Source organism: Streptomyces sp. CNP082 (assembly GCF_059570535.1).
Map to the genome: position 1 here is coordinate 246,619 of NZ_JCANSZ010000005.1, position 21,449 is coordinate 268,067.

General features: G+C 75.4%; 19 protein-coding genes and 1 riboswitch. Of the genes, 11 read left to right on the plus strand and 8 right to left on the minus strand.

From position 1 onward, the window contains the following. Positions 1–28: 28 nt before the first annotated feature. The 3 genes from B124_RS06765 to thiO form a co-directional block, all read right to left on the minus strand. On the minus strand, positions 29–913 hold the full coding sequence (locus tag B124_RS06765; RefSeq protein ID WP_496501749.1) for a thiazole synthase: 885 nt from the start codon (positions 911–913) through the stop codon (positions 29–31). 6 nt (positions 914–919) lie between these two features. Then, the gene (gene thiS / locus B124_RS06770; RefSeq protein WP_496501750.1) at positions 920–1,168 is read right to left on the minus strand and encodes a sulfur carrier protein ThiS; all 249 of its coding nucleotides are present in this window, start codon (positions 1,166–1,168) and stop codon (positions 920–922) included. Further along, a complete protein-coding gene (thiO, locus tag B124_RS06775; protein WP_496501751.1) occupies positions 1,165–2,487 on the minus strand; it encodes a glycine oxidase ThiO in 1,323 nt (440 codons plus the stop codon). The genes thiS and thiO overlap by 4 nt, the downstream gene beginning before the upstream one ends. Continuing rightward, positions 2,486–2,597, minus strand: a riboswitch (TPP riboswitch). It overlaps the preceding gene by 2 nt. A gap of 88 nt (positions 2,598–2,685) precedes the next feature. Between thiO and B124_RS06780 the strand changes: the two genes are divergently transcribed. The 5 genes from B124_RS06780 to B124_RS06800 all read left to right on the plus strand — a co-directional run bounded on the left by B124_RS06780 (position 2,686) and on the right by B124_RS06800 (position 7,433). Then, positions 2,686–3,993 carry an NAD(P)/FAD-dependent oxidoreductase gene (locus B124_RS06780; RefSeq protein ID WP_496501752.1) on the plus strand — a complete coding sequence of 436 codons (1,308 nt, stop codon included), beginning with the start codon at positions 2,686–2,688 and terminating at the stop codon, positions 3,991–3,993. A 122-nt stretch (positions 3,994–4,115) separates the two neighbouring features. Beyond that, positions 4,116–4,484, plus strand: coding sequence for an Rv2175c family DNA-binding protein (locus B124_RS06785; protein WP_496501753.1), 369 nt, complete (start codon positions 4,116–4,118; stop codon positions 4,482–4,484). A 64-nt stretch (positions 4,485–4,548) separates the two neighbouring features. Then, positions 4,549–5,283 (plus strand): thiamine phosphate synthase, encoded by a 735-nt coding sequence (thiE, locus tag B124_RS06790; protein WP_496501754.1) that lies wholly within the window; start codon positions 4,549–4,551, stop codon positions 5,281–5,283. 91 nt (positions 5,284–5,374) lie between these two features. Continuing rightward, positions 5,375–6,292 (plus strand): methylenetetrahydrofolate reductase [NAD(P)H], encoded by a 918-nt coding sequence (metF, locus tag B124_RS06795; RefSeq protein WP_496501755.1) that lies wholly within the window; start codon positions 5,375–5,377, stop codon positions 6,290–6,292. A 40-nt stretch (positions 6,293–6,332) separates the two neighbouring features. After that, positions 6,333–7,433, plus strand: coding sequence for a hypothetical protein (locus B124_RS06800; RefSeq protein WP_496501756.1), 1,101 nt, complete (start codon positions 6,333–6,335; stop codon positions 7,431–7,433). Between the two features lie 62 nt (positions 7,434–7,495). Here B124_RS06800 and B124_RS06805 read toward each other — a convergent pair whose 3' ends face one another. Further along, complete coding sequence (locus B124_RS06805) at positions 7,496–9,043, minus strand: phytoene desaturase family protein (RefSeq protein WP_496501757.1); 1,548 nt, start codon at positions 9,041–9,043, stop codon at positions 7,496–7,498. A gap of 533 nt (positions 9,044–9,576) precedes the next feature. On the opposite strand from B124_RS06805, the gene B124_RS06810 reads away from it, so the two are divergent. The 3 genes from B124_RS06810 (at position 9,577) to B124_RS06820 (ending at position 11,589) form a co-directional block, all read left to right on the plus strand. Beyond that, positions 9,577–10,053, plus strand: coding sequence for an SAV_6107 family HEPN domain-containing protein (locus tag B124_RS06810; RefSeq protein WP_496501758.1), 477 nt, complete (start codon positions 9,577–9,579; stop codon positions 10,051–10,053). A 90-nt stretch (positions 10,054–10,143) separates the two neighbouring features. Beyond that, positions 10,144–10,947 carry a methyltransferase gene (locus B124_RS06815; protein WP_496501759.1) on the plus strand — a complete coding sequence of 268 codons (804 nt, stop codon included), beginning with the start codon at positions 10,144–10,146 and terminating at the stop codon, positions 10,945–10,947. Positions 10,948–11,175: 228 nt separating this feature from the next. Next, a complete protein-coding gene (locus tag B124_RS06820) occupies positions 11,176–11,589 on the plus strand; it encodes an SCO2097 family morphological protein (RefSeq protein WP_496501760.1) in 414 nt (137 codons plus the stop codon). A 419-nt stretch (positions 11,590–12,008) separates the two neighbouring features. On the opposite strand, the gene B124_RS06825 is transcribed toward B124_RS06820, so the two are convergent. From B124_RS06825 to B124_RS06840, 4 genes are all read right to left on the minus strand, one after another. Next, positions 12,009–14,396, minus strand: coding sequence for a transglutaminase TgpA family protein (locus B124_RS06825; protein WP_496501761.1), 2,388 nt, complete (start codon positions 14,394–14,396; stop codon positions 12,009–12,011). Position 14,397: 1 nt separating this feature from the next. Continuing rightward, positions 14,398–15,780, minus strand: coding sequence for a DUF58 domain-containing protein (locus B124_RS06830; RefSeq protein ID WP_496501762.1), 1,383 nt, complete (start codon positions 15,778–15,780; stop codon positions 14,398–14,400). Then, entirely contained in the window at positions 15,780–16,817 is a 1,038-nt protein-coding gene (locus B124_RS06835; RefSeq protein WP_496501763.1) for an AAA family ATPase, read from the minus strand. The genes B124_RS06830 and B124_RS06835 overlap by 1 nt, the downstream gene beginning before the upstream one ends. A 146-nt stretch (positions 16,818–16,963) precedes the next feature. Then, positions 16,964–17,533 carry a beta-class carbonic anhydrase gene (locus tag B124_RS06840; protein ID WP_496501764.1) on the minus strand — a complete coding sequence of 190 codons (570 nt, stop codon included), beginning with the start codon at positions 17,531–17,533 and terminating at the stop codon, positions 16,964–16,966. Between the two features lie 295 nt (positions 17,534–17,828). On the opposite strand from B124_RS06840, the gene rsmH reads away from it, so the two are divergent. The 3 genes from rsmH to B124_RS06855 are packed head-to-tail and all read left to right on the plus strand — an operon-like array spanning position 17,829 to position 21,446. Further along, positions 17,829–18,791: a 16S rRNA (cytosine(1402)-N(4))-methyltransferase RsmH gene (gene rsmH, locus B124_RS06845; RefSeq protein WP_496501765.1), complete on the plus strand. Its 963-nt coding sequence runs from the start codon at positions 17,829–17,831 to the stop codon at positions 18,789–18,791. 22 nt (positions 18,792–18,813) lie between these two features. Next, positions 18,814–19,413 (plus strand): cell division protein FtsL, encoded by a 600-nt coding sequence (gene ftsL / locus B124_RS06850; RefSeq protein WP_496501766.1) that lies wholly within the window; start codon positions 18,814–18,816, stop codon positions 19,411–19,413. After that, positions 19,410–21,446 carry a peptidoglycan D,D-transpeptidase FtsI family protein gene (locus tag B124_RS06855; protein ID WP_496501767.1) on the plus strand — a complete coding sequence of 679 codons (2,037 nt, stop codon included), beginning with the start codon at positions 19,410–19,412 and terminating at the stop codon, positions 21,444–21,446. The genes ftsL and B124_RS06855 overlap by 4 nt, the downstream gene beginning before the upstream one ends. Positions 21,447–21,449: the final 3 nt, after the last annotated feature.

Here is a 21,449-nt window from a genome sequence, read left to right on the forward strand (position 1 = left end):
GCGGGCCGCCGGCACGGGGCGGGGGAGTTCATGCGAACGCGGGCCGCTCCGGGTCCGGCTCAGGACCCAGCGTCGCGACCCCGGCCGCCGGGGACGACGCGCGTGCGAAGTGCCGCCGCGGGATGCGCCCCGCGCGCGCGGCGAGCCGGCCCGCGGCGACCGCGTACCGCATCGCCTGCGCCATCAGCACCGGCTCCTGCGCCCGCGTCACCGCGGACGCCAGCATCACCGCGTCGCAGCCCAGCTCCATCGCCTGCGCGGCGTCGGAGGCGGTGCCGGCGCCGGCGTCGAGGATGACGGGCACCTCGGCGGCCTCGGTGATGAGCTGGAAGTTGTGCGGGTTGCGGATGCCGAGCCCGGAGCCGATGGGTGAGCCCAGCGGCATCACGGCGGCGCAGCCGGCGTCCTGGAGCCTGCGGGCCAGCACGGGGTCGTCGCTGGTGTACGGGAGCACGGTGAAGCCGTCGTCGACGAGCGTCTCGGCGGCGGCCAGCGTCTCGACGGGGTCGGGCAGCAGCGTGCGTTCGTCGGCGACGACCTCCAGCTTCACCCAGTCCGTGCCCAGCGCCTCGCGGGCCAGCCGGGCGGTGAGGACGGCCTCGCCCGCGGTGTGGCAGCCGGCGGTGTTCGGCAGTACGCGGATGCCGTGGCGGCGCAGCACGTCGAGCACGGAGCCGTGGACGCCGGGGTCGACGCGGCGCATCGCTACGGTGGTCAGCTCGGTGCCGGAGGCGAGGAGCGCGCGCTCCACGGCCGCCAGGCTGCGGGCGCCGCCGGTGCCCATGATCAGGCGGGAGGAGAAGCGGACGCCGGCGATGGTGAGCGGGTCGGTGGTGGGTTCCGGGGTGTCCGCGGGGGCGGGGGCGGGAGCGGGGCCGGAGACGGGGCCGGAGACGGGGGTGGTGCGGGTCACGGTGGGTCAGCCTCCCTGGACCGCGGTGAGGATCTCGACGCGGTCGCCGTCGCCGAGGGTGGTGGTGGGCCAGTTGCCGCGCGGTACGACGTCCTCGTTGACGGCGGCGGCGACGCCGCGGGCCGCGGCGGTGAGAGTGGTGACGAGGGCGTCGAGGGTGAGGCCCGCGGCGATCCGGCGGGGATCGCCGTTGACGGTGACGGTGACGCTGGTGTGCGGGGAGCCGGTGCGGGGCTGCGCGGCGTCCTCGGTCATGGGCGCTGCCCTTCGTGCGGGTGCGTTTCGTGCGGGTGGGTTGTGTGCGGATGCGCTTCGTGCGGGTGTGTGCGGCCGAACCGGGTGGCCGCGAACGGGCGGGCCACGTCGGGGAGTCCGCCGCCGGTGAGCACGGCGGCGAGCGCGTCGCCGGTGACGGGGGTGAGGAGCACCCCGTTGCGGTAGTGGCCGGTGGCCAGGTGCAGGCCCGGCAGGGCGGTGGGGCCCAGCAGCGGCGCGTTGTCGGGGGAGCCGGGGCGCAGCCCGGCGCCGGTCTCGACGAGCGGCAGCTCCGTCAGCCCCGGCAGCAGCTCGTGCGCGTCGCGCAGCAGCTCGTACACGCCGCCGGCGGTGACCGTGGTGTCCCAGCCCAGCTCCTCGCTGGTGGCGCCGACGACCAGCTCGCCGCTGGCCCGGGGCACCAGGTACACGCTGGAGCCGCGGACCACGGCCCGTACCGTACGGGACAGGAAAGGCACCCCGGATTCGGGCATCCGCAGCCGCAGGACCTGCCCCTTCACCGGCCGCACCGGCGGCCGTACCGCCTCCGGCACCCCCGCCAGCCGGCCGCTGCGGCTGCCTGCCGCCAGCACCGTCTGCCCGGCGGCGATCCGCGTGCCGTCCGCCAGCTCCGCGCCCGCCGCCCGCTCGTTCCCGCCCGCCCTCCCTGCGGAGCCGCCGGTCACGCGGAGCCGGGCCGCGAGGCTGCGGTGGAAGGCGACCCCGGCCCGCTCGCAGGCGGTGACGAGCGCCGCGGTCAGCAGCCGCGGGTCCGTCTGGTGGTCGCCGTCGACCCGCAGCCCGCCGCGTACCCCGGGCGCGAGCATCGGCTCCAGCCGGCGGCACTCGCTCCCGCCGAGCCACTCGGCCGACAGCCCCAGCCGCTGCTGGAAGCCGTGCAGCTCGCGCAGTTGGGCGCGGTCGTCCGCGTCGAACGCGACGGCCAGCGCGCCGCAGGGGCGGTAGCCGATGTCCCGGCCCGACGCCTCCGCCAGCTCGGCCGCGAACGCCGGATAGCGTTCCGCGGCGGCCAGGTTGAGCGCCAGCAGCGCCTCCTCGCCGTAGTGCAGTTCGGTGACGGCGGCGAGCATCCCGGCCGCGACCTGTGCGGCGCCGCCGCCGGGGGCCGGGTCGGCGACGGCGGTGGCCAGCCCGCGGCGCGCCGCCTGCCAGGCGGTGACCAGGCCGATGACGCCGCCGCCGACGACGAGGACGTCGTACGTGGCATCCGCCGTGCGCGGCGCGCCCGCCCGGCCCGGCGCGGGCCGCGCCGCGGGTGCCGCCGCCGGTTCCTGCGGGGGTGCGTCGCGTGGCTGCATGGGCGTGTTCGCCCCTCCCTTCGCCGGCATGACCCGGATCAGGTTCGTACGGTCGGGGGCCGCCCAGCCCCCCTCTCAGCCCGGTGCGCCGGGCTCCCGCGAGTCGTCCCGGCCACCCTAACTCCGCACGCCCGGCCGCGGTAAGGGAGCCTCGTGCGCGGGCCCGGCGCGAGCGGCGGGCGACGGGCCCGGCATACAGTGATCGGTGTGACCGACGCCGACCAGGACCGCGGCCCCGCCGACCGGGCCGCCAGCCGCCCCAGCCGCGCCGCGGACCCCACCGCCGGCAGCCCCGGCACCGTCGTCGTCGGCGCCGGCATGGCCGGCGTGCAGACCGCGGTGGCGCTGCGCGAGCAGGGCTACGCGGGCGCCGTCACCCTGCTCGGCGCGGAGCCGCACGACCCGTACGACCGGCCGCCGCTGTCGAAGGCGGTGCTGCTCGGCAAGGCGGAGGGCTCGGCGTTCGAGGTGGACTTCGCGGAGTACGGCATCGGGCTGCGGCTGGGGCTGCACGTCGACCGGCTGGACACCGCGGAGCGGCTGCTGCGGACGGACGCCGGGCCCGTGGCGTACGAGAAGCTGGTCCTCGCCACCGGCGCGGCGCCCGTCCCGCTGCCCGGCACCCCGGCCGGCGCCACGCCCGGCGTGCATCTGCTGCGCACCCTCGACGACGCGGCGCGGCTGCGCGCGGTGCTCGTGCGGCGCGGCCGGATCGTGGTGGTCGGCGCGGGCTGGATCGGCGCGGAGCTGACCACCGCGGCGCGCGAGCAGGGCTGCGAGGTGACGGTCGTGGAGGCGGCCGGGCATCCGCTTGCGGCGGCGTTCCCCGCACAGGTCGCGGCGCCGATGGCCGGGTGGTACGAGGAGAGCGGCGCCCGGCTGCTGACGGGGCGCCGGGTGGAGGGCGTGGCGAGCCCGGGCGAGGGCGGCCCGGTCGCGGTGGTCCTCGACGACGGTACGGAGCTGACCGCCGACGCCGTCGTCGTCGGCATCGGCGCCCGCCCCGCCACGGACTGGCTCGCCGGCTCCGGCGTCGAGCTGGGCGGCGACGGCGCGGTGCGGGCCGACGAGCGGCTGCGGACGAACGTGCCGGACGTCTGGGCCGTCGGCGACTGCGCGTCGTTCCCGTCCGCGCGCTACGGCGAGCGGCTGCTGATCCACCACTGGGACAACGCCCTGCAGGGCCCGGCGACGGTCGCGGCGGACATCGCCGGGGAGCCGGGCGCGGTGTACGACCCGGTGCCGTACTTCTGGTCCGAGCAGTTCGGCCGCTTCGTGCAGTACGTCGGCCACCACACGGCCGGCGACGAGCTGCTGTGGCGCGGCGACCCGCACGGGTCGTCGTGGTCGGTGTGCTGGCTGCGTGCCGGCCGGCTCATCGCGCTGCTGGCCGTCGGCCGCCCGCGTGACCTCGCCCAGGGGCGCAAGCTGATCCACGCCGGTGCGGAGCTGGACCGCGAGCGGGCCGCCGACGTGTCCGTACCGCTGAAATCGGCCGCGCTGTGACGCCTCCGGGCACGCCGTAGACCGCGCCGGTCTCCGCGGATCCGAGGATGTTTCGCGGTGATATGCCTCCCTTTGGTGCTGCCCTGTACCGACGGGCGGCCCGAGATGGCAGGCTGGGGGGCGTGACCGAGATTGATGCGAAGATCGATGCTCTCGTCCCCTCCTGGCTCACCCTTCCCGACGTCGCGGAGAAGCTCGGCGTCGAGGTGACCCGCGTGCGGCAGTTGGTCAGAGAAGGCCAGTTGATCGCGGTGCGCAGGGGTGAGAACAACGTGCTGCAGGTGCCCGCCGAGTTCATCGGCGAAGAAAGGAAGGTCGTCAAGGGCCTCGTCGGCACCCTGACGCTGCTCAAGGACGACGGCTTCAGCGACGCGGAGGCGCTGGAGTGGCTGTTCACCCCCGACCCCTCGCTCCCGGGGACTCCCGCGCAGGCGCTGCGCGAGAACCGCGGGACGGAGGTCAAGCGCAGGGCGCAGGCGCTGGCTGTGTAGATTCGCGGGGCCGGGCGCGCCGCGCGGGCCCGGCCCCGCGACCGTACGAGGGGGGGAGCGCCGCATGACGGCCGGAACCACTGCCCGCGCCGCTGCTCGTGTCGCCGACGATGCCGCCGGCGACGCCGCTGGCGATGCCCGCCAGCGGCTCGGCGCCGCGCAGCTCTATCTGTGCACCGACGCCCGGACGCGCCAGGGCGACCTGCCCGAGTTCCTCGACGCCGTGCTGGCCGCCGGCGTGGACGTCGTCCAACTGCGCGAGAAGGGCATGGAGGCGCGCGAGGAGCTGGCGCACCTGGAGGTGTTCGCCGACGCCTGCCGCCGCCACGGCCGGCTGCTCGCGGTCAACGACCGCGCCGACGTGGCCCACGCCGCCGGCGCCGGCGTGCTGCACCTGGGCCAGGACGACCTGCCGGTGCCCGCCGCCCGCGCCATCCTCGGCGGCGGCCCCGGCGACGCGCTGATCGGCCGCTCCACACACACCGAGGCGCAGGCGCGCGCCGCCGCCGCGGAGCCCGGCGTCGACTACTTCTGCACCGGCCCGTGCTGGCCCACCCCCACGAAGCCCGGGCGGCCCGCGGCCGGCCTCGGCCTCGTCCGGTACGCCGCCGGGCTCGGCACCGGCCGCCCCTGGTTCGCCATCGGCGGAATCGACCTCGGAAATCTCGACGAGGTCCTGGCGGCGGGCGCCCGCCGCGTCGTCGTCGTCCGCGCCCTCACGGCCGCGGAGGACCCCGGAGCTGCGGCGGGTGAGTTCGTACGGCGGCTGCGGGCGGCCCGGAACGGTGACGTCCGGTAGTCGCCGGGCGGGCTCCGGGGACCGTGTCCTGTACCGGGGATTGAGCTGGCCGTCTTGGGCCCGGGGGTGACCGGCGGTTAACCTGCCGCGTATGGCCACCGGCATCGCTTCGACCAGGAATGATCGCGCAGTCACTGTTCGTGAACTGCTCGCGTCCGGCAAGCAGTCGTTTTCGTTCGAGTTTGCCGCCCCTAAAACCGACAAGGGCGAGCGGACCCTCTGGAACGCCGTACGGCGCATCGAGGCCGTACAGCCGACCTTCGTCTCCGTCACGTACGGGGCCGGAGGCTCGTCCCGCGAGGGCACCGTCCGCGCCACCGAACGCATCGCCACCGACACCACCCTCACGCCCGTGGCGCACCTGACCGCGGTCAACCACTCCATCGCAGAACTGCGCAACGTCATCGGCCAGTACGCGGACGCGGGCATCCGCAACATGCTCGCCGTCCGCGGGGACCCCCCGGGCGACCCGATGGGGGAGTGGGTCGCGCATCCGCAGGGGGTGAACTACGCCGCGGACCTGGTCCGGCTGATCAAGGAGTCGGGCGACTTCTGCGTCGGCGTCGCCGCCTTCCCCGAGATGCACCCGCGGTCCACGGACTGGGACACCGACATCCGGCACTTCGTCGACAAGTGCCGCGCGGGCGCGGACTACGCGATCACCCAGATGTTCTTCCACGTCGACGACTACCTGCGGCTGCGCGACCGGGTGGCCGCCGCCGGCTGCGCGACGCCGGTCATCCCGGAGATCATGCCGGTCACCAACGCCCGCCAGATCCAGCGGTTCGCCGAGCTGAGCGGGGCCACGTTCCCGCCGGAGCTCGCGGATCGGGTTCTCGCGGTCGAGGACGACCGGGCCGCGGTACGCTCCATTGGCATCGAATACGCCACGGACATGTGCGAGCGGTTGCTGTCCGAGGGAATCCCCGGACTGCACTTCATTACGCTGAACCACTCCACGGCAACGCTGGAGATCTACCAGAACCTCGGACTGCACCGGCAGTCCTGAGGGAAGGCACCACCAAGCGGGGGCGGAAGAGAGGCATGTGATGGGCGACTTGGCCTGGTTGGCCCTCTATGCCGCGTTCGGCGTCATCGCGTTGTGGTTGCTCTGGGAAGTCCTGATGCAGTACAAGGCCCCGCTGCGCTGGCGCGCGCTGGCTTTCGTCGGCTTCCTCTGCGTGGTGCTCGGCGTCCTCATGCCGTCGGCCGTCGTGATCGGGCTGGGGGTGGTGACGTTCGCGGTCGGTCAGGCCAAGGTTACCCTCTCGTACCGCAGCGGCTACTCCGGCGGCTGGGCCATGAACAGGCGCGAGGAGGCCGAGGAGTACGGCGACGGGTACGGCGCGGAGGCGTACGAAGGACCGGAGCGGTACGACGACGCGGAGCGCCATAACGCAGCCGGGTTCGACGGCCGCCAGGCGCCGCCGCCCCCGCAGCACGGGGCCGAGTATCCGGCATACGAGCCGGAGAGCGCGCCGCCCGTGGCGCAGGAACAGACCACGCAGTTCTCGCCCTTCGGCGACGAGCAGGCGTTCGCGGGCGCCGCCCCCGCGCAGCAGCAGACGTTCGCGGGCGGCTATGACTCGTACGGCAACGGCGTCGGCTACGACTCCGGCAGCTACGCGACCACCTCCGCCTACGACTCCGGCAGCCACGCCACGACCTCCGCGTACGACTCCGGCAGCTACGCCACCACGTCCGCGTACGACACCGGCAGCCACGCCACCACCTCCGGTTACGAGGCCGGCGGCTACGCCACGAACGGCTACGGGCAGGACCAGCAGATATACCCGGAGGCGGGCGGCTACGGCACGGAGCACCAGTACGCCGGATACGAGACCCCCGCCCCCGCCGGATACGCGGACCCCTACGCCGGCGCGGAGTACGCCGCGCCGGCCCCGCCGCCGCCGTACTACGACTCCACGCAGGGCGGCGCCGGCTACCCGGGCTACGACCAGCAGCAGTACGCGCAGTACCCCGAGGGCTACGACACCGGCCAGCAGCCCGCGTACCCCCAGGAGAACTACCAGACGCCCGGGGAGGGCGTCTGGATGCCGCAGCAGCGCGACGCGGGCGCGCTGGGCGCCGAGGACCCCTACGCCCCGCAGCAGGACTACCCCGGCTATGAGCAGCAGTACCGCTACTGACCCCCGCGCCCCCGCGCCCCCGGCCCCCGCCGCCGGCCCCCCCGCGCCCCCTGCCCCACAGGTCAGCGGGAGCCGCGGAAGTCCGCGCCCTCCAGGATCAGCCCGGCGACCAGGGCGCCCGACATCCCCGCGTGCGCCAGCCCGCCGCCCGGGTGCGACCAGCCGCCGACCGCGTAGAGGTCCGGCACGGCCGTGGCGTTCGGCGGCGGCAGGTACGCGCCCCCGGCGCCGGCCAGCGCCGGCGGCGGCACCGCGCCGCCCGCGGCGCCCGTCTCGGCGGCGGTGTCCGCCGGCGTACGCACCTCGCGCCACAGCACCCGCTCCGCGAGCCCGGGCACCACGCGCCCGGCCGCGGCCACCATCCGGTCCGCGAACGCCTCCGCGGCCTGCCGCCCGCCGTCCCCCGGCCATGCCCCGGCCGGGACGACGGCGGTGAGCGTCACGGCCTCGTGCTCCGCGTCCGGGCGCTGCGCGGGGTCGTCGGGGCGCAGCACGGTGACGGTCGGCGCCGGGGCGGTCCCGGACTGCTCGCCGTCGAAGATCCAGGCCAGCTCGCCCGCCGGGTCGGGGGAGTGCACGACGGTGCGGTGCACGGCGTCGCCGTCCCGCGCGCCGCGCAGCGCCAGGCACACGGTCATGCGCGCGGGCACCGCCCGCGGCGCGGCGGGGGCCGCGCCGTCCTCGTACGCGCTCGGGGCCAGCTCGGCCAGCCGGGCCCGCGGCACTCCGGCGATCACCGCGTCGGCGTCCACCCGCCCGCCGCCGGCCAGTTCGAGGCCGGCCGCCCGGCCGTCCCCGTCCACCCGGACGGCGGCCACCTCCGTGTTGAACGCGAAGGTGATCCCGCGCTCCAGGCAGCGCTCGTACAGCGCGTCCGCCAGCGCCCGCATCCCCCCGTGCACGTACCACCCGCCGAAGGTCTCCTGCACGTAGAGCAGCATCGCCGTGCCCGCCGGCGCATGGCGCGGGTCGAGCCCGTACGCCAGGGCGTGCTGCGCGAACATCGTCCCCAGCGCGGGGTACGCGCCCAGCTCGCCCGCGGCGACGGCGGCCACGGTGGCGGGCGGGGCGGCCGGGCGCGGGCCGCGCAGGCGGCGCAGCAGCCCGCGCCCGGCGGGCGGCGGGGCGGCGGGGTAGAAGTCGGCGGCCAGCGCGCTGCGGTCGGCGGGCAGGGGCTCCTCGACGAGCGGGCGGCGGGCGGCCTCCCAGACCCGGCGGCCCCGGTCGAGCAGGGCGGTCCAGGCCGCGCCCGCGCCCGGGCCCGCGGCGGCGTCGAGGGCGGTGACGACACCCGCGCGGGAGGCGTTCGGCAGGGTGGCGGCGGTGCCGTCGGGGAAGAGGTGCCGCTCGGCCGGGTCCACCGGCACCAGGTCCACGCACTTCTCCAGCTTCCGCCGGCCGGTCTTGACGAACAGGTCGCGGTAGACGGCGGGGAGGTACAGCACCCCGGGGCCGGTGTCGAAGCCGAAGCCGTCGCGCTCCAGGCGCCGTACGCCGCCCCCGTGGGTGCCGGAGCGCTCGTGGACCGTCACCCGGTGACCCCTGAGGGCCAGCCGCGCGGAGGCGGCCATGGCGCCCATACCCGCCCCGATTACCGCGATCTCTGCCATGGCCCGGACCTTATCCGCCGCCCCGCGCGGGGCGGCGGGCGGGACCGGAGGGGCTGGGGGTTCGTACTCAGCTTTGAGTACACGTACTCAGACGGGGGCTTGAGTACCCGAGCGGATGGGCTGCGACCTGCACAAACGGCAAAGTGAGGGACGTGGGACGGACGCAGTGGGGGCCACGGACCGCCGACACGGGGTGGCGGAACGGGGCTCCGGCACCGGCCCACGAGGGGGGAACGGGGGAAGGGGGGAAGCTGCCCCGGTGGTGGAGCGACGGGGGATCGCTTCGCGCCGGGGCAGCGCCCGTCTCCGCGGGCGGCGTGCGCGGGCCGGGGCGGCGTTCCACCCCGGGGCGGCACTTGCCGGCGCCTGTCAGCGCCTGTCAGCACCTGTCTGCTGCGCAATTGCCGCGGAGGGTGCGGTCGGGGGCATCGTCGCTGGTAGCGGGGCAGTTCAGGTCGATTGTCAGTGGTGTGCGCCACGATGGGCACATACGAACAAACGACTGAAGGACTGACGCTGACAGGAGGCAAGCCATGGCAGCCGAGCCGGCTTACGCCCCACCGAGTGATGTCCACCCCGTCCTGCGCCCGGGCAGTGCGCCCAAAGCGGCGCTGGAGCTCCTCGCGCAAGCCCACGCCGGACTGGCGGAGGCCGCGGAGATGGAGACGGCGAACGAGCGCTACTCCCTGGCCCACCTCGCCGCCCTGCGCACCGCCGCCGCGGTGCTCGCGGTGCGCGGGCGCCCCGAGCCGTCGCCGCGGCGCCGGCAGCGCATCCGCAGCGCGTGGGAGGTGCTGCCGGAGGTCGCACCGGAACTCGCGGAGTGGAGCGCGATGTTCGCGGCCGGCGCCCGGCTGCGGGCCCGCGCGGAAGCGGGTATCAGGGATGCGGTCGACGAGCAGGAGGCAGCCGATCTCCTGCGCGCGGCGGGGATGTTCACGCGGATAGTCGAGCGGATGCTCGTCGTCCAGCCGCTGATACGTCCTCAACCGGGCCCGCAGGCGCGCTGAGCCGGCGCGCGCGGGCCCGGGCGCCGGGGGCGCGGGGAGCGGAGGCGCTGCCTCTAAGCTGGGCCACGCCCGATCTCCGAGGAGCGCTCCATGCCCCGTACGACACCGCACGACCACCTGCCGCGCGCGTCGCTGCGCGCCGCCGTCGTCTGGGAGGTGCTGGAGGACGCCCTGGCCCGGCACGGAGCCGCCGGGGAAGCCGGTGCGGACACCGCGCCCGGCGGCCCGCCCGCCGGCCGGGCGCTCGACGTGCTGGACACGGGCGGCGGCACCGGCGGCTTCGCCGTGCCCGCGGCCCGGCTCGGGCACCGGGTGACCGTCGTCGACCCCAGCCCGAACGCGCTCTTCGGGCTGCAGCGGCGCGCCGCCGAGGCCGGGGTCGCCGACCGGGTGCACGGCGTGCAGGGCGACATCCACGCCCTCTTCGACGTCACCGAGCCCGGCGCGTACGACGCCGTGCTCTGCCACGGCGTCCTGGAGTACGTCGACGACCCCGCCGCGGGCCTCGGCAACGCCGTCGCCGCGCTGCGGCCCGGCGGCCTCCTCAGCGTGCTGGCGGCGGGCCTCGGCGGCGCCGTGCTGGCCCGCGCACTCGCCGGCCACTTCGCCTCCGCCCACCGCGCGCTCACGGGCGGCGACGGCCGCTGGGGCGAGGCGGACCCGGTGCCGCGCCGGTTCACCCCCGAGGGACTGACCCGGCTGGTCGCCGCCGCAGGGGTGGAAGTGCGGTCCGTTCAGGGCGTACGGACCTTCTCCGACCTGGTGCCCGACGGCCTCGCCGAGTCCGAGCCCGGCGCGCTCGACGCGCTGCTGGAGCTGGAGCGGGCGGCGGCCGAGTCTCCGGCGTTCCAGCCGGTCGCGGCGCAGCTCCATGTTCTGGGCGGCCGGAAGTGATAACCGGTCCGCCCGCGGGCAAAGGTGCAGTAGGCCACAGGCCACCCGTTCGGCCCCGGCGCGCCGTATGATCTGAGTCAGGGCCTGCTACGGCGGGCAGGTCCGGATCCGCACCGCGGATCGGCGGATTTGGCGCAGAGGGGCGGGTTTCACGGGGGCGGGTACCTGCCTATCCTGGAGGTGCCGCGTCCCGGTCGCCCCCAAGCGACCGACGAGTAGGAGGACTCCGTGCCGCTCTCCGAGAACGAGCAGCGCATGCTCGAACAGATGGAGCGAGCGCTGTACGCAGAAGACCCCAAGTTTGCGACAGCGCTTGAGGGCAGCAAGCTGCGCACGTACACCCGCCGCCGGGTGTACCAGGCGGTAGCCGGCTTCCTGGTGGGTATCGCGCTCCTGATGGCCGGTATGGTCGCGCAGCAGATCTGGGTCAGCGTGGTGGGCTTCCTCGTCATGCTGGGATGTGCGGTGCTCGCCGTCACCGGTTGGCGCAGGACTGCGAACCCGGGCGAACAGCCACAGCAGCAGCCGGGCGACGCCGCGGCCCCTCCGGGCGGCCAGCAGCGGCGCAGGACCCGGCAGCGCCGTTCCATGATGCACAGGATCGAAGAGCGGTGGCAGCGCCGCCGCGACGAGGGTCGCTAGGCCACCAGGCCCCTCACCGTGCAGAGCTCCCCGGGCCCGGCCCGCGGGAGCTCTCCGCACGCGGTAGCGCCTTCGGCCCTTCGGAGGCCGAAGAGACCCGTTTCCCGTACGTCCCGGCCGGCCGGGGCCGGCAGCGGGAGACGTGAGGGAACAGCCGGGTGAGCGCTCACGGACCCGGTCCGTGAGCGCTCACGCATAGCAGAGAACTGCCACCCGCCGACTCACACACCCGGGCAACAAGCAGGCACGGGCGCGGGCATACCCGCCGTGGGAGACGCTCACGCCCGCCGCAGCGCACGTACCGCCCCGGCCTCCGCGTCACGCCTCCGGCCGCAGCCTCGACGGCCCCGGCCCCTGCCCGGGTGCACCGGCCCTCCACCACCCGCCGCCCCGCAGCGGGAGGCGTCACGCGGGAGGCGTCACGGCCGCGACGGCCGCAGCGCCGCGCCCGCGCGGCGTACCGCTGCGCCCCAGCGTCCCGTCACCGCCGCCCAGCGCGCCGACACCGCCCACAGCAACCGCGCCGAGGAGCGCGGCGCCACCGCCGCGCGCAGCCGCGCACCCGCGCCCGCGCTGCGGCCCATGGCCGCCCGCACCCTGTGGACGTCTCCCGCCAGCCCGTCGACCTGCCGCGGGCGCGGCGCGTAGAGCGTCTGCTCCACCGCCCCGGCCACCCGCAGCGCCGACTGCGCCGCCGCGCCGTCCAGGCTGCCGAACCGGATGAGCGCCGCCGCCGTCGTCCGCGGCGTCTGCGACTCGTCGGGCGGCAGCCCGAAGTCCCAGGCGGAGTCGATCAGTTCGCGCCAGGCCGCCAGCGCCCCCGCGCCGGTTCGCAGCCGCCTGCCCCGTTCCCGTACGCGCCACATGGCCGGCAGCGACGGCAGAAGCAGGAGCAGCAGCACCCCTGCGGCCCCCGCCGCGATGCCCGCCGCCGGCGGCCCGCTGTCGGTCGGGCCCGCGGCCCCGCCGGCCGCCGCCTCGTCGTCCGCGCAGCCGCCTTCCCGCCGCAGCCCCGCCGGGCAGTCGTCCTCCGACGCCGACGGGGACGGGGTGGGGACCGCGGAGCTGCCGCGGTCCGGCAGCTCGTTCGCGGGGTCGCCGCTGCCGCCGGGGGTGTCCTCCATCGTGTAGTCGGGCAGCGTGCCGCGCGTCGGCGTGGGCTCGAAGCGGGTCCAGCCGGCGCCCTCGAAGTACAGCTCCGGCCAGGCGTGCGCGTCCTGCAGCCCCACCGACATCGACCCGTCGCCCTGCGCCGTGCCCGGCACGAAGCCGACCGCGACCCGCGCGGGGATGCCGAGCGTCCGCGCCATCGCGGCCATCGTGAAGGAGAAGTGGACGCAGAAGCCCTGCCTGTTCTCCAGGAACTTCAGGATCGCATCGGGGTCGGAGGCGTCGAGACCGGTCTCCGTGTCGTAGACGAAGTTGGTGGTGAAGTAGTCCTGGAGCGCGAGCGCCCGCTCGTAGTTGTTCACCGCGTCCCGGGTGATCTCCCGCGCCTGCTCCCCGACTTCGTCGGGAAGCGAGTCGGGCACCTGCGTGTACTCCTCGCTCAGCGCGGGATCCGGCGCGGGCGCGGCGGCCAACTGGCGCGCGGTGGGCTCCATGATCAGGCTGGTGACCAGGTACTCGGCGCCGCCGGTGGTGGTGCCGCCGTCGCCGACGACCGACCGGCCCTCCGGCTCGTAGCGCCAGTCGCCGTCGATGTCCACCTGGTACGCGGGGTACGGCATGGGCAGCCACTGCTGCCGGAAGTCGTCGTCGGCCTGCACGTTCAGCGAGACCGGCGTGGCCTTGACCTGGCTGTTGGAGTAGCCCTGCGGCGTGGGCAACTGGTCCGGGATGTCCTCGATGCTGCGGCGTGACGGCTGCCAGGAGGTGCCGTCGAACCTGTCGAGGGCGACGAAGCGCATGTACAGCGCCTGGTTCTGGGCGTCGCCCGCGGCGCGGTAGCGGAACACCTCGCGGTTCTCCGGCTGGTTCAGGCTCTGCTGCAGCCGCACCACGGGGTTGATCGCGGTGACCGTGCCGCCGCCGGGACCCCGGCCGGGACCGGTGGTCTTGCCGTCCAGCAGCCCGCCGTCCAGCGACGGCAGCGCCGCGGGCACGACGAGCGCGAAGCCCAGCGCCACGGCGCCGATCCGCCGGCCCGTACGCACCGGTGCCAGCGGCCGGCCGCCGCCCTGGTCGGCCGGTCCCGGGGCGCCCGCGGTCCGGCCGCCGCCGAACATCCGGCCCCACTGCGCCAGCCGGTCCCGCCCCTCGGCGAGCAGCAGCAGCAGATACCCGGCGCCGGCGAGCAGGAACGTCAGCCAGCTCCCGCCCTCGTTGAGCCCGGCGGCGACGGAGTACAGCGCGAGCAGCGGCAGCCCGGCGGGGGCCGCGCTGCGGTACGTCACCGCCACCGCGTCCACCAGCAGCGCCACCCCGGCGATGCCGGAGAGCAGCATCAGCTCGATGCCGTCGGTGACCGGGGCCGGGATGGAGTAGCGGGAGACGTCGTCGCCGCCCTCCTGGAAGAGCTGGCGGAACTCCTCTATCGCCGAAGGCCCGGGGAGCACCCCGCCGGCCGCCTGGTCGGCGGTGAAGAGCATCGTCAGCAGCACCGCCGTGACCGCGGTCTGCGCGAGCACGGTCAGCGGGCGCGCCAGCGGGATGCGGCGGGCGATCATGCCGACGCCGCCGATCACGACGACGATGAAGACCGCCTTGAAGAACCAGGTCATCTTGTCGGTCAGCGGCAGCAGCGCGGTGGCGGCCAGCAGGGATGCCGCCGCCGCGCAGACCGTGAGCCGGGCCCGTCCGCTCATCTCAGCCCTCGCCTCCGCGGGCCGCCGCGGCGAGCTGGCCGGCCTGGTTGCCGGCTTCCCGCCACAGGTCGCCCATCGCCATCCCGGGCCGTACGGACAGCACCGTCCAGCCCGCCTCCCGGAGCTGCCGCACCCGCTCGGTGCCTTTCGGGGCCGCGCCGTACGCGCCGCGGGCCGCGCCGGGACGCGACTCCCAGGCCGCGCTGTCCGTCACGAACGCCACCCCCGCCGCCGTCCGCTGCCGCATCCGCGCGGCAAGCGCCGTCTGCTCCTCGTCCAGCTCGCCGAAGAAGGCCACGAGCAGCCCCTCGTGCCCGCCGCGCAGCACGTCGTACGCGGCCGAGACCGTGTCCCGCTCGGAGTGGTCGATGACGGCGAGGGTGTCCAGGAGTATCCCCGCCGCGTCGGCCGACTCGCCGCCGCGGGAGTTCAGCGCCCCGTCGGCGCCGGCCCCCAGCTCGCCGCCGTCGGTCAGCAGCCGCACCGTGTAGCCGCGCTCCAGCATGTGCAGCGCGACGGAGGCGGCGCCGGAGACGGCCCACTCGAAGGGCGAGTCGGGGCCGGAGCCGGTGTAGGCGTCGCGCCGGGTGTCCAGCAGCACCGTGCAGCCCGCGCGCTGCGGCTGCTCCTCGCGGCGGACCATCAGCTCGCCGTATTTGGCGGTGGAGCGCCAGTGCACCCGCCGCAGGTCGTCGCCGTGCCGGTAGCCCCGGGGGATGACGTCGTCCTCGCCGGCCAGCGCGAGGGTGCGGTGCCGGCCGTCGCCGTAGCCGGTGGCCTCGCCGGCCAGCCGGACCGGGGCCAGCGCCTCGGTGCGCGGCACCACGGTCAGGGTGTCGTACGCGCTGAAGGAGCGGGTCATCTCGCACATGCCGAACGGGTCCGAGAGCCGCAGTTGCAGCGGGCCGAGCGGGTAGCGTCCGCGCAGGTCGGAGCGGACCCGGTAGGTCACCTCGCGCTTGCCGCCCGGCTCCACCCGGTCCAGGACGAAGCGGGGCCGGGGGCCCAGCACGTACGGCAGCCGGTCCTGGAGCATCAGCAGCCCGGTCGGCAGCCGGGAGACGTTCTCCAGACGCAGGTGCACCCGGGCCTCGGAGCCAGCGGGCACCCGGGCGGGCGACAGCTTGCGGCTGCCGCCGACGCGGTAGCGGGTGCGGTGCAGCACGGCCGCGCACACCAGTGGCAGCGCGGCCAGCAGCAGCCCCACTCGCAGCAGGTCGGGCTGGCCGAGTATGTAGCTGCACGCGCCGGCCGCGATCCCGGCGGCGAGGAACGAGCGACCGCGCGTGGTGGTGCCGGCCAGGGCCGTACGCAGCCCGCCGCCCGCCTGGGCGTCCGGGCCCGCGGGCGGCGCGGCGGGGGCGGGCGGGGGCTGGCCGGTCATCAGTACCGCCGGCCGTCCGGGCTGTGCGCGCCGCCGCCGTACGCGGGTGGCATCGGCGGCGGTCGCTGCATGTCGGCGGCGGGCACCGGCACCTGCTGCAGGATCTCGGCGACGATCTGCTCGGCCGTCCGCCGGTTGAGCTGGGCCTGCGCCGTGGGCAGCAGCCGGTGTGCGAGCACGTGCACGGCCAGCGCCTGCACGTCGTCCGGCAGCGTGAACTCCCGCCCGGCCAGCGCCGCGGCGGCCTTCGCTGCCCGCAGCAGTTGGAGCGTGGCCCGCGGCGAGGCGCCGAGCCGCAGTTCCGGGTGCTGCCGGGTGGAGGTCACCAGGTCGACCGCGTAGCGCCGGACGGAGTCCGCGACGTGCACCGTACGCACCGCGTCGATGAGCTTGACGATGTCGTGGGCGTGCGCGACCGGCTGCAGGTCGCCCAGCGGGGAGATCCCGCCGTGCACGTCCAGCATCTCCAGCTCGGCCTCCGCGCTGGGGTAGCCGATGGACAGCCGGGCCATGAAGCGGTCGCGCTGGGCCTCGGGCAGCGGGTACGTGCCCTCCATCTCGATGGGGTTCTGGGTGGCGACCACCATGAACGGGCTGGGCAGCTCGTACGTCTGCGTGTCGATGGTGACCTGCCGCTCCTCCATCGACTCCAGCAGCGCCGACTGGGTCTTGGGGGAGGCCCGGTTGATCTCGTCGCCGATGACGATCTGGGCGAAGATCGCGCCGGGCTTGAACTCGAAGTCCCGGCTCTGCTGGTCGTAGACGCTCACGCCGGTGATGTCGGAGGGCAGCAGGTCGGGTGTGAACTGGATGCGGCGTACGGAGCAGTCGATCGACTTCGCCAGCGCCTTGGCGAGCATGGTCTTCCCGACGCCCGGCACGTCCTCGATCAAGAGATGGCCCTCGGCGAGCAGGACGGTCAGCGACAGCCTGACCGCCTCGGGCTTGCCCTCGATCACGCTCTCCACCGACCGCCGGACATCGTTCGCGGTACTGGTCAGATCGCTGAGGCTCGCTCGCTCGTCATACGTCGTCACCGGCCCTCCTCGGCCCGTCGCACGGGCCGTGCGCCGCGATCGCGGCCCGGCCCTCCCCGATACCGTGGCGCCCCGTGCACGCCGCCGGCACAGCCGGCGGAACGCAGCCACCACACCCGCATTCTTGCTGCCGAATGCCGGTTTCGTCAGTCGCCCGCCGGGAATTGCTCCGCGGACACCTCGCGGAGCAGTCCCGTGCGCACGTCGAACACGAAGCCTCGCACGTCGTCGGTGTGCGGCAGGAACGGGGAGGTCTCCACGCGGCGGATGGACTGGCGCACGTCCTGGTCCAGGTCGCGGAAGGACTCCACCGCCCAGGCCGGCCGCTGGCCGACCTCGGCCTCCAGCTCGAAGCGGAACTCCTCGGTGATCCGGAGCAGGCCGCAGTCGGTGTGGTGGATCAGCACCACGCTGCGGGTGCCCAGGGCACGCTGGCTGATGGTCAGCGAGCGGATGGTGTCGTCGGTGACCACGCCGCCGGCGTTGCGGATCGTGTGGCAGTCGCCCAGCTCGAGGCCGAGCGCGGCGTGCAGGTCCAGCCGGGCGTCCATGCAGGCGACCACCGCGACGCGCAGCACGGGGCTGGCGTCCATGCCGGGGTCGTCGAAGCTGCTCGCGTACCCGCGGTTCGAGGCCACGAGCCGGTCGGTGACGGTGGGGACGGCAGTGGCGGCGGCGGTGCTCTTGCTGGACGACGTGCTCTCAGCGGGCGTCATACTGACGACGGTATCCGGGCGGGGGCGCCGTTGCCCGGTCCGGGTGAGGTAGCCCACAGGGAGCAATGCGCGCGGCCCTCTCCCGTCGGCGGGAGGGGGCGCGCCTTCGGTGCTTGACTGCCCGGGGGGTGCAGTGGGCTAAAGTGACGCGAAGTGGGAGCCGTGGCGCCCCCTTTCATGCGGTTCGCCCGCCGCACGCGCGGCCGGCGGCCCGCTCCGGGCCCGGCCGGCGCCGCCGCGCAGGGCGGCAGCGGCCACTCCCCTTCGGCGAACGGGTGGGACAGGAGGCGGCACCGTGAACGACGCACGCGCCGCCGTCCACGTCCCCGTCATGCTCCGCCGCACCACCGAACTGCTGGCGCCGGCGCTCCGCGCGCCGGGCGCGGTGGCCGTCGACTGCACGCTGGGCCTCGGCGGCCACAGCGAGGCCCTGCTCGCCGCGCACCCCGGGCTGCGGCTCGTCGCGCTGGACCGCGACCCCGCCGCCCTGGAGCTGGCCGGCCGGCGGCTGGCCCCGTACAGCGGGCGGGTGACCCTGGTGCACGCGGTCTACGACGAGCTGCCGGCCGTGCTCGCGAAGCTGGACCTCGGCCCCGTGCAGGGGATCCTCTTCGACCTGGGCGTTTCGTCCATGCAACTGGACGAGGCCGGGCGGGGTTTCGCGTACGCGCAGGACGCGCCGCTGGACATGCGCATGGACCAGACCCGGGGGGTGAGCGCCGCCGAGGTGCTCAACACGTACCCGCCCGGCGAGCTGGTGCGCATCCTGCGCGCGTACGGCGAGGAGAAGCAGGCGCGGCGCATCGTCGAGGCCGTGGTGCGCGAGCGGCAGAAGGAGCCGTTCACGCGCAGCGCGCGGCTGGTCGAGGTGATCCGCGAGGCGCTGCCGCAGGCCGCGAAGCGCACCGGCGGCAACCCCGCGAAGCGCACCTTCCAGGCGCTGCGCATCGAGGTCAACGGCGAGCTGGCGGTGCTCGAACGCGCCGTGCCCGCGGCCGTCGCGTCGCTGGCCGTCGGCGGACGGATCGCCGTGCTCGCGTACCAGTCGCTGGAGGACCGGCTCGTCAAACGGGTGCTGGCGGCCGGCGCCGCGAGCACCGCGCCGCCGGGGCTGCCGGTGGTCCCGGAGCACCACCAGCCGCGGCTGAAGCTGCTCACCCGCGGCGCGGAGCTGCCGGCCGAGGAGGAGATCGCGGAGAACCGCAGAGCCGCCCCCGCGCGGCTGCGGGCGGCGGAGCGGATCCGGGAGGACCTGTGAGCCGTTGCGGAGCGGGTGTGCCGTGAGGCGGCCGAGGATCGCGTTCCCGCGCGAGAGCGGCGCCCGGCTGCTGGGCAGCAGCTCGGCGGCCCGCACGCCGTTCGTGCTGCTCGTGGTGGTGCTGCTGGGCGCGGGCCTGCTCGCGCTGCTGCTGCTCAACGCGGCCGTCAACCAGGGCTCGTTCCGCGTCGGCGACCTGAAGAAGGAGACGACGCGGCTGACCGACGAGGAGCAGCGGCTGCGCCAGGAGGTGGAGGAGCGGTCGGCGCCGGACGCGCTGGAGAAGCGGGCCCGGGAGCTGGGCATGGTGCCGGGCGGGCCGCCGGTGTTCCTCTCGCCGGGGGGCGGCGTACGGGGCGAGCCCTCGGCGGCGACCGGTCCGCCGCCGCCGGCGCCGAGCCCGGCGGACGCGGCGGAGCCGGAGGCGGAGCGGGACGGCGACAAGGCGAAGAAGCCGGATGAATCGGATAGAGCGGCCAGGGCGGCCAGAGCGGCCAGGCCGGACGAGCAGGACAGGGCCGGGGCCGGGGAGCGGGCGGCGGAGGCCGCGGCGGCCGGAACACCGGCGTCCACCGCCCCCGGGGCCTCCGCCTCACCGCCCGCCGCCGAGGAGGCACCGTGACGACCCGCGGCTCTGGCAGCACCCCCGGCGACGGTGACGGCACCCCGCGCCGCCGCGTACCCCGCCCCGCGAGCGGCGCCGGCGGCGCCCGGCCCCGTACCCGCGCGTCCTCCGGCCCCGCCCCGCCCCGCCGCCCTGCCGGCGGCGGGGCGCGGTTCCGGCTCGCCGCGCCCCGCCCCCGGCTGCGTCTGGTCAGCGTCGGCCTGACCCTCCTGCTGCTGGTCTTCACCGCCAGGCTGCTGCAGGTCCAGGCCGTGGACGCCGCCGAGTACGCGGAGAAGGCGCAGGTCAACCGGTACGTGCCGATGACGCTCAGCGCCGAGCGCGGCGTCATCACCGACCGCAACGGCGTCGAGCTGGCCACCACGGTCGACGCGTACGACATCACCGCCGACCCGTACCTCTTCACGCCCGGGCAGGCCGACGTCAAGGACGCGCCCCGGCGGGCCGCCGAGGCGCTGGCGCCGGTGCTGAAGGCGGACGCGAAGGAACTGCAGGCCAAGCTCGCCACGCCCGACTCGCGCTACGTGAAGCTCGCGTCGATGCAGACGCCGCAGGTCTGGGACGAGATCAAGAAGCTGAAGTCCGCGTCGGCCGAGCGCGAGGCGGCGGGCGGCCGGCAGGACGTGCTCGGCGGGGTCTTCGCGGAGGAGCGGAACAAGCGCGTCTATCCGAACGGCGATCTGGCCGCCGGGATACTGGGCTTCGTCAACGCCGACGGCGAGGGCGGCGGGGGCGTCGAGCGGCAGCACGACAAGCTGCTCGCCGGCAAGGACGGCAAGCTCGTCTACGCCCAGTCCGCCGGCCGCCGCATCCCCACCGCGGACGCCGAGGAGAACCCCGCGGAGCCCGGCTCCGACGTCGAGCTGACCATCGACCGCGACATCCAGTGGGCGGCCCAGACCGCCCTGGAGAAGCAGGTCGACGCCTCGGCGGCGGACCGCGGCTACGTCATCGTGCAGGACACCCGCACCGGCGAGATCCTGGCCATGGCCAACGCCCCCGGCTTCGACCCCAACGACCTGTCCGGCGCCGCTCCCGGCACCCTCGGCAACCCGGCCCTGGAGGACGCGTACGAGCCCGGCAGCGTCAACAAGGTCATCTCCATGGCCGCCGTGCTGGAGGAGGAGGCCGCCACCCCCGCCACCCGCGTCACCGTGCCGAACGTGCTGCCCCGCGGCGGCCACGCCTTCCACGACGACATCGAGCACCCGACCTGGTACCTCACGCTCAACGGCGTGCTCGCCAAGTCCAGCAACATCGGCACGATCCTCGCCGTGGAGCAGTTGGGGGAGAACCAGCGGCAGGCCAACAAGGTCCTCCACTCCTACCTGCGCGACTTCGGCCTCGGCAGCCGCAGCGGCCTCGGCGTCGCGGGCGAGACCCCGGGCCTGCTGAAGCCCGCGGCCGAGTGGGACGCGGCGCAGCAGTACACGATCCCGTTCGGCCAGGGCCTGTCCATCAACGCCATGCAGGCCGCCTCCGTGTACTCGACCGTCGCCAACGGCGGCGTACGGATCGAGCCCACCCTCGTCCGCGGCAGCCGCGGCCCCGACGGCCGCTTCGACCCGGCGCCGGAGCCGGCGCGGGACCGCGTCGTCAGCGAGAAGACGGCCAGGACCCTCTCCCGGATGCTGGAGTCCGTCGTCGACGACGAGGAGGGCACCGGCGTGAAGGCCCGTATCCCGGGCTACCGCGCGGCCGGCAAGACCGGCACCTCCAACAGGGTGGACCCGCGGACCGGCCGCTACAGCGGCTACACCGCCTCGTTCGCGGGCTTCGCCCCCGCCGACGCGCCGCGCGTGACCGTGTACTGCGCGATCCAGAACCCCACCGAGGGCAGTTACTTCGGCGGCCAGATCTGCGGCCCCGTCTACAAGAAGGTCATGGAGTTCGCGCTCAAGACGCTCCAGGTGCCGCCGACAGGGGTCAAGGCGCCGCCGATGCCGGTCACGTTCGGCGCCGGCACCGACGGCACGGGCGGGGACGGCGGCGGGGGAACGGACGCCGGCGGCGTGGCCGACGGCGGATAAGAA

Bases quoted from the DNA above. Each gene is read 5' to 3' on its own strand.
- thiS (WP_496501750.1), bottom strand. From the start codon at position 1,168: ATGACCGAGGACGCCGCGCAGCCCCGCACCGGCTCCCCGCACACCAGC.
- thiE (WP_496501754.1), top strand. From the start codon at position 4,549: ATGACGGCCGGAACCACTGCCCGCGCCGCTGCTCGTGTCGCCGACGAT.
- B124_RS06830 (WP_496501762.1), bottom strand. From the start codon at position 15,780: ATGACCGGCCAGCCCCCGCCCGCCCCCGCCGCGCCGCCCGCGGGCCCG.
- B124_RS06810 (WP_496501758.1), top strand. From the start codon at position 9,577: ATGGCAGCCGAGCCGGCTTACGCCCCACCGAGTGATGTCCACCCCGTC.
- metF (WP_496501755.1), top strand. From the start codon at position 5,375: ATGGCCACCGGCATCGCTTCGACCAGGAATGATCGCGCAGTCACTGTT.
- B124_RS06805 (WP_496501757.1), bottom strand. From the start codon at position 9,043: ATGGCAGAGATCGCGGTAATCGGGGCGGGTATGGGCGCCATGGCCGCC.
- B124_RS06800 (WP_496501756.1), top strand. From the start codon at position 6,333: ATGGGCGACTTGGCCTGGTTGGCCCTCTATGCCGCGTTCGGCGTCATC.
- B124_RS06840 (WP_496501764.1), bottom strand. From the start codon at position 17,533: ATGACGCCCGCTGAGAGCACGTCGTCCAGCAAGAGCACCGCCGCCGCC.
- B124_RS06815 (WP_496501759.1), top strand. From the start codon at position 10,144: ATGCCCCGTACGACACCGCACGACCACCTGCCGCGCGCGTCGCTGCGC.
- thiO (WP_496501751.1), bottom strand. From the start codon at position 2,487: ATGCAGCCACGCGACGCACCCCCGCAGGAACCGGCGGCGGCACCCGCG.
- B124_RS06825 (WP_496501761.1), bottom strand. From the start codon at position 14,396: ATGAGCGGACGGGCCCGGCTCACGGTCTGCGCGGCGGCGGCATCCCTG.